At 38.2% G+C, this 17,447-nt stretch carries 12 protein-coding genes; 2 read left to right on the top strand and 10 right to left on the bottom strand.

What is annotated here, in order from left to right:
- Positions 1-77: 77 nt before the first annotated feature.
- From IO90_RS15315 to polA, 9 genes are all read right to left on the bottom strand, one after another.
- A complete protein-coding gene (locus IO90_RS15315; RefSeq protein WP_034968409.1) occupies positions 78-893 on the bottom strand; it encodes an SDR family oxidoreductase in 816 nt (271 codons plus the stop codon).
- Between the two features lie 42 nt (positions 894-935).
- Positions 936-2,114: a mannonate dehydratase gene (gene uxuA / locus IO90_RS15310; RefSeq protein WP_034968405.1), complete on the bottom strand. Its 1,179-nt coding sequence runs from the start codon at positions 2,112-2,114 to the stop codon at positions 936-938.
- A gap of 84 nt (positions 2,115-2,198) precedes the next feature.
- Complete coding sequence (locus IO90_RS15305) at positions 2,199-4,154, bottom strand: RagB/SusD family nutrient uptake outer membrane protein (RefSeq protein ID WP_034968402.1); 1,956 nt, start codon at positions 4,152-4,154, stop codon at positions 2,199-2,201.
- Positions 4,155-4,165: 11 nt separating this feature from the next.
- Positions 4,166-7,033, bottom strand: a complete 2,868-nt coding sequence (locus IO90_RS15300) for a SusC/RagA family TonB-linked outer membrane protein (RefSeq protein WP_034968399.1) — start codon at positions 7,031-7,033, stop codon at positions 4,166-4,168.
- 82 nt (positions 7,034-7,115) lie between these two features.
- Positions 7,116-8,444, bottom strand: a complete 1,329-nt coding sequence (xylA, locus tag IO90_RS15295; RefSeq protein ID WP_034968396.1) for a xylose isomerase — start codon at positions 8,442-8,444, stop codon at positions 7,116-7,118.
- Positions 8,445-8,556: 112 nt separating this feature from the next.
- Positions 8,557-10,041, bottom strand: coding sequence for a xylulokinase (locus IO90_RS15290; RefSeq protein ID WP_034968393.1), 1,485 nt, complete (start codon positions 10,039-10,041; stop codon positions 8,557-8,559).
- 12 nt (positions 10,042-10,053) lie between these two features.
- Entirely contained in the window at positions 10,054-10,779 is a 726-nt protein-coding gene (locus IO90_RS15285; RefSeq protein WP_034968390.1) for an NUDIX hydrolase, read from the bottom strand.
- A gap of 583 nt (positions 10,780-11,362) precedes the next feature.
- Positions 11,363-11,632, bottom strand: coding sequence for a YciI family protein (locus tag IO90_RS15280; RefSeq protein ID WP_034968387.1), 270 nt, complete (start codon positions 11,630-11,632; stop codon positions 11,363-11,365).
- A 40-nt stretch (positions 11,633-11,672) separates the two neighbouring features.
- Complete coding sequence (polA, locus tag IO90_RS15275; RefSeq protein WP_034968384.1) at positions 11,673-14,507, bottom strand: DNA polymerase I; 2,835 nt, start codon at positions 14,505-14,507, stop codon at positions 11,673-11,675.
- 131 nt (positions 14,508-14,638) lie between these two features.
- Here polA and IO90_RS15270 point away from each other — a divergent pair, with 131 nt between their 5' ends.
- Positions 14,639-15,193 (top strand): hypothetical protein, encoded by a 555-nt coding sequence (locus tag IO90_RS15270; RefSeq protein ID WP_034968381.1) that lies wholly within the window; start codon positions 14,639-14,641, stop codon positions 15,191-15,193.
- Positions 15,194-15,341: 148 nt separating this feature from the next.
- Here the strand turns inward: IO90_RS15270 and IO90_RS15265 are convergent, their stop codons facing one another.
- Entirely contained in the window at positions 15,342-15,926 is a 585-nt protein-coding gene (locus IO90_RS15265; protein ID WP_034968378.1) for a zeta toxin family protein, read from the bottom strand.
- A 112-nt stretch (positions 15,927-16,038) separates the two neighbouring features.
- Between IO90_RS15265 and mgtE the strand changes: the two genes are divergently transcribed.
- Complete coding sequence (gene mgtE / locus IO90_RS15260) at positions 16,039-17,358, top strand: magnesium transporter (RefSeq protein WP_034968375.1); 1,320 nt, start codon at positions 16,039-16,041, stop codon at positions 17,356-17,358.
- Positions 17,359-17,447: the final 89 nt, after the last annotated feature.

Genomic DNA, 17,447 nt, shown 5'->3' with positions numbered 1-17,447 from the left:
AATAACTTTAAAAACAAGACCTTAATTGAAATTGAAATCAAGGCCTTGCTTACTGTATAAAGAAAATAATACTAATTTTAAACCCCACTGAATGCGCTGAAACCACCATCAACAGGAATCAAAGCACCTGTGATAAAACTTGCTGCATCTGAACAGAGAAACTGAACGGTTCCATTAAGTTCTTCCACCTCGCCAAATCTCTGCATTGGTGTTTTGGCAATTACTTTTTTGCTTCGGTCTGTCAAAGATCCATCTGGATTGATGAGAATCGCACGGTTTTGATCACCAATGAAAAAGCCTGGCGCAACGGCATTCACACGAATCTTATCTCCAAATTTGAGTGCCAAATCTGTTGCCAGCCATTGGGTAAAGTTGGTAATTGCAGACTTCGCCGCCGCATAACCTCCAACTCTCGTAATCGCGGAATATGCCGCCATCGATGAAATATTAATAATGCTTCCACTTCCCTGATCAGCCATTGCTTTCCCGAAAACAAAGCTCGGGTAAACCGTTCCGTTGATGTTCAGATCCGTGACCTCATCCCAGCCTTCCATATTCATATCGAAAAAAGATTGGTCTGGAGAAAGCGTTGCCGAAGGAATATTTCCACCAGCGATATTCAATAAAATATCGATTTTGCCATATTTTTCGAGAATCAGTTTTGAAGCATTTTGGAGACTTTCGATATTCATAATGTTGGCCTCGATGGCTAATGCATTGCCTCCGGATTCTATAAGTTCTTTGACACGCGCATCCAGAGTTTCCTGATTTCTGCCAATCGCAACTACTTTTGCGCCAGCTTCGATGAAACTTTTAGCCAAGCTTCCGCCGAGAACGCCCGAAGCTCCTGTGATGACTGCGACTTTTTCTTTTATGCTGAATATTTCGTTCATTTTTTATAAATGATAAATGATGGTTGATAAATGATTTGTTTGTTAATTTTTATTTGACAATTCGTTTTGAACTGTTGCGATCACGCCGTCAATTTGACCTAATGCCAACATTCTTCCCAGGAAAGAATAACCAGGATTGTAACCTTTGTCGATATCATCTGTCAAAAGACGACCGTGATCAATTCGCATTGGCAAAGGTGGATTTTCCTTCTCGAAAATTCGAACGACCTCAACGATTTTTCCTCTGCCTTCCAAGTGTCCCGCTTCTATGAAATCTCCATTTTCAAAAACATTGGTACTTCTGAGGTGGACAAATTTTGTTCTGGAAGCATATTTCTGAGCCAATTTAGGAACGTCATTTTGAAGTCCGGCGCTGAGAGATCCTGTGCAGAAAGTCAATCCGTTGTGGGGATTATCTATCGCATTCAGGAACCAATCGATGTCATCTTCATTGGTTACGATTCTTGGCAAACCTAACAATGAAAATGGTGGATCGTCTGGATGCACACACATTTGGATGTCATACTCTTCGCAAACGGGCATAATCTTTTCGAGGAAATATTTCATATTCTGGCGAAGCTGATCTTTGTCGATTCCGTCATAAAGAGCCAATAGACTTTTGAAAATGGCAACCGGATTTTGATCGCCCTCTTTGATGTTTCCATTCACGAAACCTTGTGTTTTCACTATGATGGAATCAATCAGATCATTGTTGTCTTGTTCGGTTAAAGTTGATTTCAGTTCTTCGACTTTGTTAAGGATTTGTTGGTTATAATCTTGTTCGGCACCTTCCCTTTTCAAAATGTGGATTTCGAAATAGGCGAATTTGGCCTTATCAAAATAAAGCGATGACGAACCATCTTTCCATTGAAAATAAAGGTCTGTACGAGCCCAATCCAAAACTGGCATAAAGTTGTAGCAAACGGTTTTCACGCCGGCTATGCCAAGATTTCTTAGACTTTCGATATAATTTTCTATCAGTTGGTCTCTGTTTTCGCCTCCGTACTTGATAGGCTCGCTCACGGCAAGGCTTTCAACTACAGACCAACGAAGTCCGAAACTTTCTATATAGTTGTTATAATCCTCGATGGCCTCCAACGTCCAGATTTCACCATTCGGAATATCGTGAAGTGCAGATACGATGCCTTCTACCCCAATTTGGCGGAGCATATCCAATTTGATTTTGTCCTTCTTCCCAAACCAACGCCAAGTTTTTTCCATAGTAGTTTATTTAATTAAACAAAGCAGGTGTAAAGGCTACACCTACTTTGTTCTTGATTGATATGAATGTAAAATTATTAATAATTAATATCCTGGGTTTTGATAAGCGGCTTTTTCTGCAGGTGTCAAGCCCATTCTGTCTAATTGAAGTTGAGGAATTGGGTGTAGATAGTGGAATTTTTGGATGTTTCTATTGACAGTTTGTGCTGTGTGATCTCCATAATTATTTCCACCTATTTGATAAGAACCTGCCAACTCTTCCCATTTCTGAGTACGTACCAGGTCATACCATCTGTAACCTTCTCCGAAATATTCTCTTGATTTTTCAGCTAAAATATAATCGATCGTGATAATGGCTGGAGTTGCCGCCGTCATCTGTGCACTGTTATCTTGAACCTTAGCAACATTTCCATTGTTGTCCCAACGCCATTTACCGGCTCTTGCTCTGATTACATTTACCAATTCTCTTGCACTTTTGCCTGCTTGTGGTGTAGCTCCTTTCACTACAGCTTCTGCTGCTATGAAATACAACTCAGAGAATTTAGCTATATTGAAAGGTCTTGTACTAGCGGCATTTGGCTGCCCTAGTCCTGCACCACTATCAGTTCTGTACGGTCCAATCTTCCAAATTCCTGGATATACAATTCGGCTAATTCCTTTTGGAGAAACCACAAAATCTGCTCTTCCTGGCAATTCACCTGCGCCAATATTGCTTTTTCCAGCTCCTGTAGGATATGCTATCGATTGTGAAGGTTCATCATTAAGAAATGAAAATATAGCGTCTCCAGGTCTTATTTCTAAACTGTTAGCATTGTACAATCTTTGAAAATTATTTGTACTGGCATCTTTGTTCCAATTTCCTCGGTACGTAGTTGTGAATGTACCATCATAACGAGAGTCATTTGTTTTATCTGCAAACGTATTGACAACCGCACCAATCGTAGGCGCCATACGCGTCCAAGGGCGACCTAAAGCTTGAACTGCTTCTCGTTGAACAGATGGAACTGGCGTCCAAGTTGTTGCAGAGGAACTACTTCTAATATTGGTGTAATTCCAAGTTAACATCCAACTAGCAAAATTCTCCGGCGCACTTCCATTACTATATGTTAAGCTACTTCCATTGTAGAACTCACTGTTTTCTGTGTGATCTGCGTATAGTAAGACCTCTTTGTTTCTATCATTAATTGCAACGTTAACATCGTAATAAGTCGCCTGCAAACCATATACACCTGGACTATCTATTCCGGAAACTGCGATATCATAAGCTTTTTGGAAATACCATTTTGCATCGTGACCATCTGGATCTGTCCTCGGTGTCAATGGATAAGTAGGAATGTCCCTAGGGTTTTCTAACCACCAAGCATAAGTCAAATAGGCTTTTGCTAAATATAATCTTGCAGTAGTTTTAGCTACAGCTCCAGTTAAACGTGGAGATGCCGGCAAATCCTCTATCGCTTTTATTAGATCTGGAAATACCACTTTGGTGTAAACTTCTGGCACAGTATTACGAACTGATGATCTTACAGGATTCGTATTGAATTGAAGATCTCCGGCGCCTAAATCCAAAGGTGCTCCACCATATTCCTGAACTAACAAGAAATAATCAAATGCGCGGAAGAAACGTGCTTCTGCTAACAAATTTGGAGCAATTCCCACTTGTTCTCCAAATTTCAAAACTCCGTTTGCAGTATTGATGTTAGAAAAAACTGTATTCCAAACCACACTGGTAGGTGCAGTTGCTGGATTCACATTGCCTTGTCCAGAATAATCCATTGTTTTGAAATTTTCATCGGCACTTTGTGCATACGTGACCTCATCTGTCCCTGTAATTGTTGCATTATAAAAATATGCTTGACCATATATATATCTCAAATGTGCATACATAGATGTCAAACCACTCAGAACACCCTCACTTGTTTGAAAATACTCTGGTGTGTATGTCGCTCTTGGTTGCTCTTCCAACACATCGGAACAGGCGCCTGTTATTAGCAAAGAAGAAAAAGCAGTTGCTAATATTCCTTTTTTGATTATATTTTTCATTTTGTTTGATTTTAAAAAGTTACACTAAGACCTAACAGATAATTGCGTGTAGTTGGCGTATTGGTACCAATTGTAAGAAACCTTGTAGGTAAAGAATTGGTTACCGCTGCATTTTCATTAGCAAATGAGTTCGTCTCTGGATCCATTCCTGACTGTTTATGATACGGAGAAAATAAAACAAATGGATTCTGAACTGTTGCGTACAGTCTTAGGTTGCTAAGTCCAATAGTTTCGATCTGATCTTTATTGAATGTATAACCTATAGAAATAGTTCTGATTTTCAAATATGAAGCGTCAAAATAACCAAGCGTGCTTCCATACTTAGGATTATCGCCACTCATCATACCTCCGGGTTTTGGAAAACGCACATTCGGGTTTTCCTCTGTCCAGTAATCTACATCTACGTTGGAGTTACGCCCACTTAATTGATTAAGATAGCCACTAGTGCCATAAAGTGTACTGATCAAAAGACCTCCACTTTTGAAAGCACCAACAACTGAAAGGTCGAAGTTTTTGTAATACATTCTAGATGTAAAACCACCTGTAAAATCTGGAGTCATATCCTGTATTTGTCTATCTGCAGGACCAATTGCTCTTACTGGTGTTCCATCCGCATTGTATCCGCCAGTGTAAAGAACTTTAATCATACCGACATTTCCTCCTGGCTCCAAAATATTAAGATACGGATCTCCTTGTTGCCAAAGTCCAATATTCTGATAGTCATAGATTGAATTGATTGAATGGCCAACAAAGAACATATTACCCTCGTCTCTGTCAAATCCTGAAGCAAGAGACGTAATCATATTGTTGTTTACACTAATATTCCCTCCTAATTCCCAACTAAAACCGTCTGGATTATCGAAAATAAGTCCATTCAAAGAAACCTCAAAACCTTTGTTTTCAATAGATGCAATGTTAGAAGCATATCCATCAACACCAGATGTTGGCTGAAGTGGCACATAGAAAAGAACGTCTTTGGTTTTTGTTAGATAATATTCAAATGTACCAGATAATCTGTTATTAAACATTTTGAAATCTACACCATAGTTATAGGTGGAGGAAAACTCCCATCCCAATTTAGGGTTTGGAAGAGAATTCACATAAACACCCGTTGCATAAGTATCTGCAAAGTTATAAGGACGTGTTTGCAAAGATCCTAAAGTTGAGTAAGGCGCAATAGCCTGATTTGCAGTTTCACCGTAACCTGCACGTAGCTTCAATTGGTTTATTAATTTGGAATCTTGTAAAAATGATTCATTAGCAACGTTCCAACCAACAGAAACCGCTGGATATGTGTGCCATTTGTATCCTGGTGCCAATCTGGAAGAACCGTCTGAACGTACAGATGCTGAGATCATATACTTGTTATCGTAGGAATACATCGCACGTCCCATCAAAGATTGCAAACCGGTTTTCTCATAACCTTGATATCTAGGATCGATAGCTATTTTATCCTGAGGTGCGTGACCTAAATTGTAAAACTGGAAAGCATCAGAAGGAATATCTCTCGCAGAGATGTTGGATCCGTGATAAGCATTTTGCTCCGTAGAATATAATCCAACGACATTAACTTTGTGTTTTCCAAAATTTCTATCGTAGGTTAACAAATTCTCAAATACCCAATGCGTCATCATAGAATTGGCAATGCTAGCGAATGAAAGTTCATCTGGACTATTACTGAAAACGCCTCGACCTCTATAATCTCCGTTATTGGTAAAACGAACATTCAAACCGATGTTGCTTCTGTACTTCAAACCTTTGATTCCAGGGATGCTCATTTCCCCATAAATGTTATTATAAGAACTGAAAGCTACATCTTTATCAATCCATCTGTCTCCTAGAGAATTGATGTTATTTTTCGTGTATAACCATTGTTGTCCACCTAAAGTTACACCTCCTCTTACTTTTGGTGTTCCATCTGCATTTACAGGATTTGCGCTAAGTAAAGGAGTGGATGATAGTGCCCCGAAAAGACCTAAATTGTTTCCCAAATTCACAGAATAGTTAGAATTGGTTGAAATTCCGAATTTAAAAATCCCAATCTCCTGATCTACAGAACCTCTTAGAGAATATCGCTCGTAACTTTGACCTGGTAGTAATGCCTGCTCTTTGAAGTATCCTAATCCAAAGAAATAACCGCCACCTTGCGTACCTCCTGTGATTCCAATATCGTGATTGGTAGTATATCCGCCACGGTAAAGTTGCTTTTGCCAATCTGTATTGTTATCGTAAGATTCATCTACACCATTAGTAAATAAATTAGCAGAACGTCTCAATTCACCAAATTTTGGCCCGTCCATCATTGGATATCTCCCAAAAGCCTCATTGACACTTGTGAAAGTATTATAGGTCAGTTTTGCTTTTTGCCCTTTTGTTCCTTTTGTAGTTGTGATGATGATAACACCATTTGCTCCTCTAGATCCGTAGATTGATGTTGCAGATGCGTCTTTAAGAATATCCAAACTTTTGATATCGCTAGGGCTGATATCGGTTAAAGATCCAGCAAACGGAATTCCATCCAAAATAATTAATGGATTATTTCCTCCACTTAAAGATCGCTCTCCACGTATTCTTATCTGTGTTTGTGCTCCAGGTTTGGAAGAACTTTGAGAAATATCAACTCCCGCAACTCTACCTTGCAATGCCTGAGAAACGTTGGCAGAAGGTACTTCTCTCACCACATCTCCGCCGACAGAAACCACAGAACCTGTGACAGCTTCTTTTCTTTGAGTACCATATCCAATGACTACAACTTCCTCTATCTTACTTTCATTTGCAACGGTATCATTTGTACTTTGAGAATAGGCCAATGTAGTTGGCAACAAAGCCATCGCAAAAAATATTGCAGCTCTGTTTTTGGTAAAATTAAATCTATTCATAATAATTTATTGATTTTAAGTTAGGTTTTTCTAAAAGCGCCGATATCATTAACATTAAATCAATCAACGCTCTTATTATTTTTTAGATATGCATATTCACAAGTGCTTCAAAGAGTTCCTGCTTGCCACTTTTCGGGATTGGTTCCCCGGATGCGTGTGCAATCTTTTGTAAGTCTTCCAAAGTTAATCTGCCTTCTTCATAAGCTTTTCCATTACCATTATCAAATGATGAATATCTTTCTGTTCTCAGTTTATTGTAATCTGAATTTTCCAAAATGTCAGCAGCTACCAAAAGTCCTTTTGCAAAAGCATCCATACCAGCAACGTGAGCGATGAATAAGTCGTCTGCATCTGTAGAGTTACGACGGATCTTCGCATCGAAGTTCACCCCGCCAGAACCCAAGCCACCACTTGGAAGAATCACCAACCAAGCCTGAGCTAGTTCAAAATAATCGATTGGAAACTGGTCTGTATCCCAACCATTTTGATAATCGCCTCTGTTCGCATCTATGCTTCCCAACATTCCTGCGTCTACCGCCGCCTGAAGCTCGTGCTCGAAAGTGTGACCTGCCAAAGTCGCGTGATTTACCTCAAGATTCAACTTGAAATCATTTTCCAACCCGTGACTCTTCAAAAATCCGATTACGGTTTCTGCATCGTAGTCATACTGGTGTTTTGTAGGCTCCATCGGTTTTGGCTCGATGAGGAAAGTTCCTTGGAAACCTTGGCTTCTTGCATAGTCGCGAGACATTGTAAGGAAACGGGCAAGGTGTTCTTTCTCACGTTTCATATCAGTATTAAGAAGACTCATGTAACCTTCTCTTCCACCCCAGAAAACATAATTTTCACCGCCAAGCGCAATTGTGGCATCAATAGAATTTTTAACCTGAGTTCCTGCGCAAGCCACAACATCGAAGTTTGGGTTGGTAGAAGCGCCGTTCATATATCTCTCGTGTGTGAAAACATTGGCCGTTCCCCAAAGAAGCTTGATTCCGGTTTCTGCTTGTTTTTCTTTGGCATATTCCACAACAGCTTGTAGATTTTTCTCATAATCTTTCCAGTTGTCCGCTGGATCGACAAGATCGATATCGTGGAAACAGTAATATCCGAATCCCATTTTTTGCATAAACTCAAATCCTGCATCCATCTTGTACTTAGCTCTGGAAACGGCGTCCGTTCCTTGGCTCCAAGGGTGGTGGATCGTTGGTCCTCCAAATGGGTCGCTCCCGTCTGCACACAAGGTATGCCACCAGGCCATTGCAAAACGCATCCATTCTTTCATTGGTTTCCCCATCACAGTTCTGTCTGCATCATAATAGCGAAATGCCAATGGATTTCTACTCTCTCTACCCTCAAATTTGATTTGTTCAACACCTGGAAAAAATGCTTTTGTTTCTTTTGAAATGTTCATATTTATTTAATTTATTTTTGATTAATTCTCTTTTAATTTTGAATATAAAATCCCTTCCTCACTGATTTTTTCGTGTCAGTAAGTGAATATAATTCGTTATGTTTTTTTTGGATTAAATAATTTCCTTAAGATGATCTTGCCACCTCTCGTAAGCTTCTAAGTATTGTTCTCTTTTCTCTGATTCTGGTTCTATCACTGCAATTTTTTCTAATGAAGAAAATGCTTCTTTGGAATTTTCATAAAAACCGATTCCCATTCCTGCGGCTCTTGCCGCGCCAACTGCACCATCTGTGTCATAAAGCTCGATCGTTGCATTGCTCACACTGGCCAATGACTGGCGGAAGATGGAACTTAAAAACATATTCGCGTTTCCTGCACGGATGACATTGATGTCCATTCCCATATCTCTCATAATGTTCATCCCGTATTCATAAGAAAAAACAATGGCTTCCTGCGCCGCGCGGAGAACATCACCTTTTGAATGAATATTAAAGTTGATCCCGTGGATTGAACATCTTGTATCTTTATTTTCCAAAACCCTTTCTGCGCCATTTCCAAATGGAATAATGCTCAAACCTTTGGAACCAATTGGGGAAAGCGATGCAAGCTCATTCATATCGCCATAAGATGATAATGAAGTGGCAAAGTTGTGTTTCAACCAAGAATTGAGAATTCCTGTCCCATTGATGCAAAGCAAAACGCCTAATCTCATTTGCTCCTCGGTATGATTCACGTGTGCAAATGTGTTGACTCTGGATAATTTATCATAATCCAACTGATCCAAAACACCGTAAACAACGCCAGAAGTTCCCGCTGTAGAAGCTATTTCGCCCGGATTGAAAACATTGAGCGACAAAGCATTATTCGGTTGATCGCCGGCTCTGTAGGAAATCGGTGTTCCTACTTTCAATCCCAATTCTTCTGCGGCAGAAGCGGAAACTGTAGATTGTATGCCGAATGTTGGAACGATATCAGGGAAAAAGCTTTTCGGAATTCCGTAATGGTTGATGACGTCTTCTGAGATACAATTGTTTTTGAAATCCCAAAAAATTCCTTCGGAAAGTCCTTCTACTGTAATTCCTATTTCGCCGGAAAGTTTCATTGCGATGTAATCTCCGGGCAACATTATTTTATCAATCTTAGAAAAAATATCTGGCTCGTTTTCCTTCACCCAAGCTAATTTGGAAGCGGTAAAATTTCCAGGTGAATTCAAAAGATGAGAGAGACATTTTTCTTCCCCAATTTCTTTGAAAGCCTTCTCACCGTAAGGAACTGCGCGACTGTCGCACCAGATGATGGACGGGCGAAGCAGATTCTGGTCTTTATCTACCAAGATCAATCCGTGCATTTGCCAAGTGATCCCAATTCCCTTGATGTCTTCTGCACCTATATTGGCGTGAGACATTACGGATTGATGTGCCAACTTTAGGTTTGTCCACCAGTCAGCAGGATTCTGCTCCGCCCAACCTGGATTGATGGCGGTTATTTTCATCTCTTTTTTCGGTGAAAAATCAGAAGCTACAATTTTCCCACTGGAAGCCTCTATGAGACAAACTTTTACAGAAGAACTGCCGATATCATATCCTAACAAATACATAATTCTTGAAACTTATTTAATTAATTTATTGTGGGTCTTTTTATAAATCTTAGGATCAAACCTGTAATATCTTGCAGCGCGATGGGAAACATTTTGCTCGATCTCCTCCAACTGAATGATGTAACTGAATGATGATATCTTCTTGTGAAAATTCTTGATATCAATTTGTTTTTCGCTCACGGCGCTGTAAAGCTGATACAGCATTCTTATCGTGAATTTCTTTGGCAAGAGTTCAAAGATGATGGAGAAATCTGTTTCCATCCATTTTCTGATTTCTATCAAAGACTCGCTGATGATCTTGTTGTGATCAAAAGGCAACTGTGGAACTTTGTCTATCGGATGCCAATCTACAGTATCATATTTTGAACTGTTGATCTTGTGGTCTATTTTGCAGAGCGCGAGATACGCTACAGTGATGATTCGGTCAATATTATGTTTGTACTCCGTTCCCATCCATTTGATGTCGTTTTGATTGCTGGCGCGGGCAGGATCTGCGAAACATTTGAATTGTTTTAGAACCATCTTTTTGATTCCAGTCAGTTCATACATCACTCTATTCGCTGCGTCATCTACATCTTCATCACTAAAGATCAAACTTCCTGGCAATTTTTTCTGACTGTCAACCGGCATATTTTCCACGTGGCGCTGTACCAACAAAATGTTCAGTCTATTTTCATAGTCAAAACCGAAAACCACACAGTCAACAGAAACATAGGTATGTATAAATTCTGGATTCATTTGATTGTTAACATTTACGTAACATCACAAATATAAAAATAGAATCGAGAAAAAAAAATAAAATTTTCATTAAGTACTATATATCAATCTTTTACATATCGATTTTATATGATAAGAATGATGTATGTTTTATGATAAGCTTATCGTGATAATGATGATATATCAAAGCGAATGTGTTAGTGCTTAGACATTTAATAAATTAAAATGAAGATCGAAAAACGAGATTATTTTAACTAATTATTATGATAACAAAATTTTAATTTTTCCCGATTTATTTTTTAAAATTTAAGAAACGAAGTATGTTTTTTGTCATAAATCACGCATTTAGCATTTGCTTTTTTTACTAAATGTTAACACAAAAAGTAAAAAATGTCAGTCCACAATTAAAAATCGTGTGAAATCCATATTCCAGAATTCTTCTTTCCGATTTTTAAATCACAAAAATATTGAACTTGTTATTTTATGATGAATGAATTATAGAGAACTTCTACATTAGAAATAAAAAAACTCTTATAACAAATGATGCTATAAGAGTAAAATTATTACCGATTTATAAAGGTAGTTTCAGAGATATTGGTCAGAATCAAGCTAACTCATCATTCCATTCTCGGATGGTCACCTTTGCAATCAAACCTTCTTGCACAAATGGATCACCGTTTACAAACTCTTCTGCAGATTCTTTGTCCACAAAAATGGCCATTGCACCTTCTCCAGGATTTGCAAAAGCGCCTGTTCCCAAAACCTTCCCGGACTTCAAAAACTCCGCTTCGAACGTTTCGTGACGTGGAAAAACGGCCATAAATTCATCCATAGATTTCTCGGTGTTGTGCTCGTAAAATACTACTGCTTTCATATTTGTTTGTTTTTAATTAAAGATAAAATATATACTATAATTAATGCGCTTCCAGCCAATTATTCCCAACACCAACTTCAACTAGCAAAGGAACTGTCGTCTCAAAGGCAGATTCCATTTCTTTTTTGATCAATGACATTGCAACGCCAACTTCATCAATTGGTGCTTCGAAAAGCAATTCATCGTGAACCTGCAAAAGCATTTTGGTCTGAAGGTTTTGAGCTTCTAATTCTTCATCGATTTTTATCATCGCCAATTTGATAATATCAGCGGCACTTCCTTGGATTGGCGCATTTACAGCGTTTCTTTCGGCGTGGGCTTTTACCACGAAATTACTGGAATTGATATCTTTCAAATGGCGTTTCCTTCCAAGAATCGTCTGCACATAACCTTGATCCTGCGCTTTCTTGACCTGCTCTGCCATATATTCTTTCAAACGCGGATAAGATTCATAATAAGAATCGATCATCTTTTTCGCCTCGGTTCTGGAAAGTCCGGTCTGTTCGGCTAAGGCAAAAGCACCTTGACCATAAATGATCCCGAAATTCACGGTTTTCGCTTGACCTCTTTGGGTTTTGGTCACTTCTTCCAACGGAATATCAAACAACTTCGCTGCTGTGGACACGTGAATATCCTCATTGTTTTGGAAAGCAGCAATCATATTTTGTTCGCCGGAAATCTCAGCAATTAGTCTTAATTCAATTTGAGAATAATCGGCGGAGATGATCTTTTTTCCTTCGTCAGCTACAAAAGCACCACGAATTTGTTGTCCTCTTAAAGTTCTGATCGGAATATTTTGAAGATTCGGATTCACACTTGCCAAACGTCCTGTAGCTGCAACTGTTTGAGCAAAAGTAGTATGAACACGTTCATCTTTTTTATCGATTTGACTTGGTAGCGCATCAACATAAGTTGATTTCAATTTCTGCAAAGTTCTGTATTCCAAAATCGAGGCAATGATCTCGTGTTTCGAAGACAATTTTTGAAGGACATCTTCCGAAGTTGCGTATTGTCCAGTTTTGGTTTTTTTCGCTTTCGGATCCAATTGCATTTTATCAAAAAGAATTTCGCCCAGCTGTTTCGGAGAATTCATATTGAAATTTTCTCCAGACAATTCGAAAATTTTGGATTCTAAAACGCGAAGATCATTTTCCAAATCAATACTTTCTTGCGCCAACCAATTGTTATCTAATTTTACACCTGTCAATTCAATCTTCGCAAGAACGCGCATCAACGGCATTTCGACATTGTAGAACAATTCTTCCAGATTTTCTTTGGCCAATTGTGGCGCAAACAATTCATATAATTGAAACGTCACATCCGCATCTTCCGCTGCATAAGCTGTTTGCGTTTCGATATCCACTTCACGAAGTGTCAATTGGTTTTTTCCTTTTTTACCGATGAGTGATTCGATGGAAACCGGTTTGTAATCTAGGTACATTTCCGATAGATAATCCATTCCGTGACGGCCGTCGGGATTCAGAAGGTAATGCGCGATCATCGTGTCAAAGATCTTGCCTTTAACATCAATATTGTAATTCTGAAGAACTTTAGCATCGTACTTTAAATTGTGAGCAATTTTCAAAACATCTTCGGCTTCAAAAAACGGTCGAAAAAGTTCAATGGTTTCTTGGGCTTCTTCCCTATTTTCAGATATTGGAATATAATAAGCCAAGCCTTTTTTGTACGAAAAACTCATCCCGATCAGTTCTGCTTCCAGTTCATTAAGCGAAGTAGTTTCCGTATCAAAACAAACCGCTTTTTGCTTGAGGAGATTGCTTAAAAGAATTCTCTGCGCTTTTGGATCATTGATATGTTGATAAAGATGGTCGTTGCCTTCGATGTTTGATTTTGTGGTAGTTGCCTGATCCAGCTGTTCGAACGTGGCAAACATATCCATCATTCCATTTTTGTTTGGCGCGCTGGAAGTTTCAACTTTCCCATCATTAGGATTTTCAACTTCCATCAATTCCTCCACATATTCTTTGTTTGAGAATGCGCGGTAAAGATTTTCGTATAATCTTCGGAATTCTAATTCATCAAAAATCTCTTTCACTTTATCGAAATCAGGCATATCGAGATCATATTGTTCTTCAATAAATTCGATAGGCGCATCACAGATGATCGTTGCCAATTTCTTGGATAGAAGTCCACGTTCTGCGCTGGCTTCCACCTTCTCCTTCATTTTTCCTTTTAGAGTATGCGTGTTTTCCAAGAGATTTTCTATTGATCCAAATTCTTTTAGAAATTTCATTGCCGTTTTTGCACCAACACCTTCAAGACCAGGAATGTTGTCAGAAGCGTCTCCCATCATCGCCAAATAATCTATCACTTGTTTTGGGTCTTCTATCTCATACTTAGCATTAATTTCTTCAATCCCAAGGATTTCTATGTCGCCACCCTTGTATCCCGGCTTGTATATTTTAATTTTATCTGTAACAAGTTGTCCAAAATCTTTGTCTGGTGTTACCATAAAAATATTATAATCCTTTTTTTCAGCTTTACATGCAATTGTACCAATTACATCATCTGCTTCATAACCTTCTACACCAAGATAGGGAATATGCATTGCTTCGAGAATTCGATAAATATAGGGAATAGCAAATCTGATAGCTTCTGGAGTTTCGCTTCGGTTAGCCTTATATTCTGCATAATCATTTGTTCTAATGCTAGCCTGACCCACATCAAAAACGACAGCAAGATGTGTTGGTTTTTCTTTTCTAATAAGTTCAATTAAAGAATTCATAAACCCAAAAATAGCCGTTGTTTCCATGCCCGAGGTTGTGAATCTTTGATTTTTATACATTGCATGAAAGCCACGGAAAATCATTGCGTAAGCATCTATGAGATATAATCTTTTGTCTGTTGAAGTCATAAAAACAAAAGTAATAAAAATGTGATGATTATCTGTTGAATGGCATAAAATTAGCGTGATTTTAATTTGTTAAAAAATCTTAAAATTTATATTGTAATATAAAAATTTGATTGTAATTTTGCACCAAGCAAATGAAAAAAACTCTACTCCCTCTTTTCTTAACTTTCTATGTATCAACTCTCCTGATTTCCTGCGCAAATTACGGAGACGCTTTGCATTACAAAAATAAAGACGTCAAAGTTTCGAAGATAAAAACCATACTCTATTTCAATCCAGAAGTCTTTCCTGACATTTCTGAAATCAAGGAGCCAACTTACAATGCTTTTTACAGCGCAACATCCGACAAAATGAGATCGCTCGGAAATGTAAAATATCTTCAGGTAGATTCGCCAATGTCATTCGATGATGTGGACACAAAAACCATCAAGGAAATCTGCGAAAACAACAATGCGGATGTAGCCGTGGTTCCAAAAGTGAAGTATTTCAAAGTTGGTTTTGGAAAGTATGTCTTTTCAAATCAAGTGATTGTGAGTATGAAGCTGTATGATTCCAAAGGACATTTCATAATGGAAACTTCTTATGACACGTACAAAGGCAACGGCAGATTATTGGGATCAGCTTCCAATTCTGTGATTATCGGGACCAAAGGTGCGATTAGAAAAATGAATAAGGAGTTGAGGTATTAAAGATAAAATCTATTCAGGCTTTATTTTAACAATTTTATTATCTCTCAAAACAACCAATTCGCTGTTTTTTGATTTCTTGAATTCTAGGAGTTTTTCGTAGGTTTTTTCGAGTCCTTTTAAAATCTTATTTTTTTCGGCAATTTGAATTTCAATCGTTGTCATAGTAATTTTTTAAAAGGTTAAACTTTTCTTGATTTACAATATTTAATAAACCATCAATTTGCTTCTCTGCTAAAAATTGATGCTGACCTTCTGAATTGTCAAAAATTAATGCACCATCAACAATTGGAAGATAAATTTCGAATAAATTTTTGATTCCTCTAATGTACCTTCTTTCGATTACTTCGGGTAAAATATTGTGTCCGCCTTCTGAAACCCGTATTTTCACACGCTCTTTAGCCAATTCAGTATTTTGAAGCCAAAAGAATAATAATGTTACACGATAGCCCTTTTCCCTCGCTTCAATGATTTTACTTTTGTAACTCTTTGTGGATAAAGTAGTTTCAAAGGCAAAATTTTCATCTTCAGAAAGCAATTCATTAATTCTATTCAACATTATTCTACCAGCTTCAAAAGAAACTTTTTCTGGTTGAAATGGAGACAGCCCTTTTGCAATTTCATCAGCATTTACAAACTCTTTGCAATCCAAAATCTCAGGTAAAATCGTAAATGATGCGGTAGTTTTACCTGCTCCATTGCAACCTGCGATTATGTACAACTTTTTGTCATCCATTGTCGCAAATTTACAAATTATAATCAAATCATTTTATTTCACATTATATTAATCTATTTCTAAAGGATTTCTTTCAGATTTTAATACTTTTGCAATTCAAAAATCCTAGAAGATCGAGAATCCAGAAATCATATTAAATCCAGCCGACGTTGCCGAATCACTGAGCAAATTGCCAGTGAAGGAACGCTTGTTGCAATTTCTGAAACTACCGAAATCTGAAAAAGCAGACGTCTTCTCACACTTCGACCCTGATTTTCAGGAAGAAACGATTCGAAGCATTGCCAGCCACGAGGTTTCTGACATCTTGAATGAAATGTCACCCGATGACAGAACTCAACTTTTCGAGGATTTTCCGGATGAATTGATCAAGTCTTCTATCAACCTTTTGAATCCGCAAGAAAGACGAGTTGCTTTGAAACTTTTGGGTTACGAAGCCGATTCTATTGCACGTTTGATGACGCCTTATTACGTTCAAATCCGTAAGGAATGGACTGTGAAACGTTGTCTTCAACAAATCAAAAAGGTGGGGAAAAAAGTTGAAACGCTTAACTTCCTTTATGTCGTTGATGAAAAGAATATTTTGATTGATGACATTACAATCGGCTCTCTTCTATTGGCTGACGAAGATCAATTGATTTCTGAGCTGACTGATGATCATTTTGTGGCAATTACCACGACAACTTCCAAAGAAGACGCAGTTCCGTACTTTGAGAAATATGACCGAAGTGCATTGCCGATCATCACAGAAAATGGTGTTTTGGTTGGAATCGTAACTATTGATGACATCTTAGATCAAATTGAATCACAAAATACGGAAGACATCCAGAAATTTGGAGGTTTGGACGCTTTGGATATGCCTTACACGCAGACTTCTATTTTTGAAATGGTAAAGAAGCGTGGGTTTTGGTTGATTGTCCTTTTCTTTTCGGAGATGTTGACAGCTTCTGCAATGGGACATTTCGAAGATGAAATCCAGAAAGCGGTTGTCTTGGCATTATTTGTTCCATTGATTATTTCAAGTGGCGGAAATACGGGTTCACAGGCTGCGACGCTTATCATTAGAGCAATGGCCTTACAGGAAATCGGTTTAAAAGATTGGTGGTACGTGATGAAAAAAGAAATCATCACCGGCGTTCTGTTGGGAAGCGTTCTCGGAATGATCGGGTTTATGCGAATTGCATTTTGGCAACAAATAGGATTTTTCAATTATGGTGAACATTGGATGTTCATCGGATTGAGTATTGGCGTTTCTCTAATGCTGATCGTACTTTGGGGAACTATTTCAGGATCTATGGTCCCATTTGTCTTGAAAAGAATGAAACTGGATCCTGCAACATCTTCTGCTCCGTTTGTAGCAACGCTGGTGGATGTAACAGGATTAATCATTTACTTTACAATTGCCGGAATGTTCTTGACTGGTAAATTGCTCTAAAAATTTTAATGTGTTATCAATATTAACTATCGACACTTTCTTTTTGTTGGGGATTTGTATTTTGTAGAACTCGATGAATTTTAATACTT

The sequence above is a fragment of the Chryseobacterium sp. FH1 genome (assembly GCF_000735135.1).
Classification (GTDB): domain Bacteria; phylum Bacteroidota; class Bacteroidia; order Flavobacteriales; family Weeksellaceae; genus Epilithonimonas.
The sequence above is the reverse complement of the archived record's forward strand: the minus strand, read 5'-3'. Positions and strand labels throughout refer to the sequence as shown.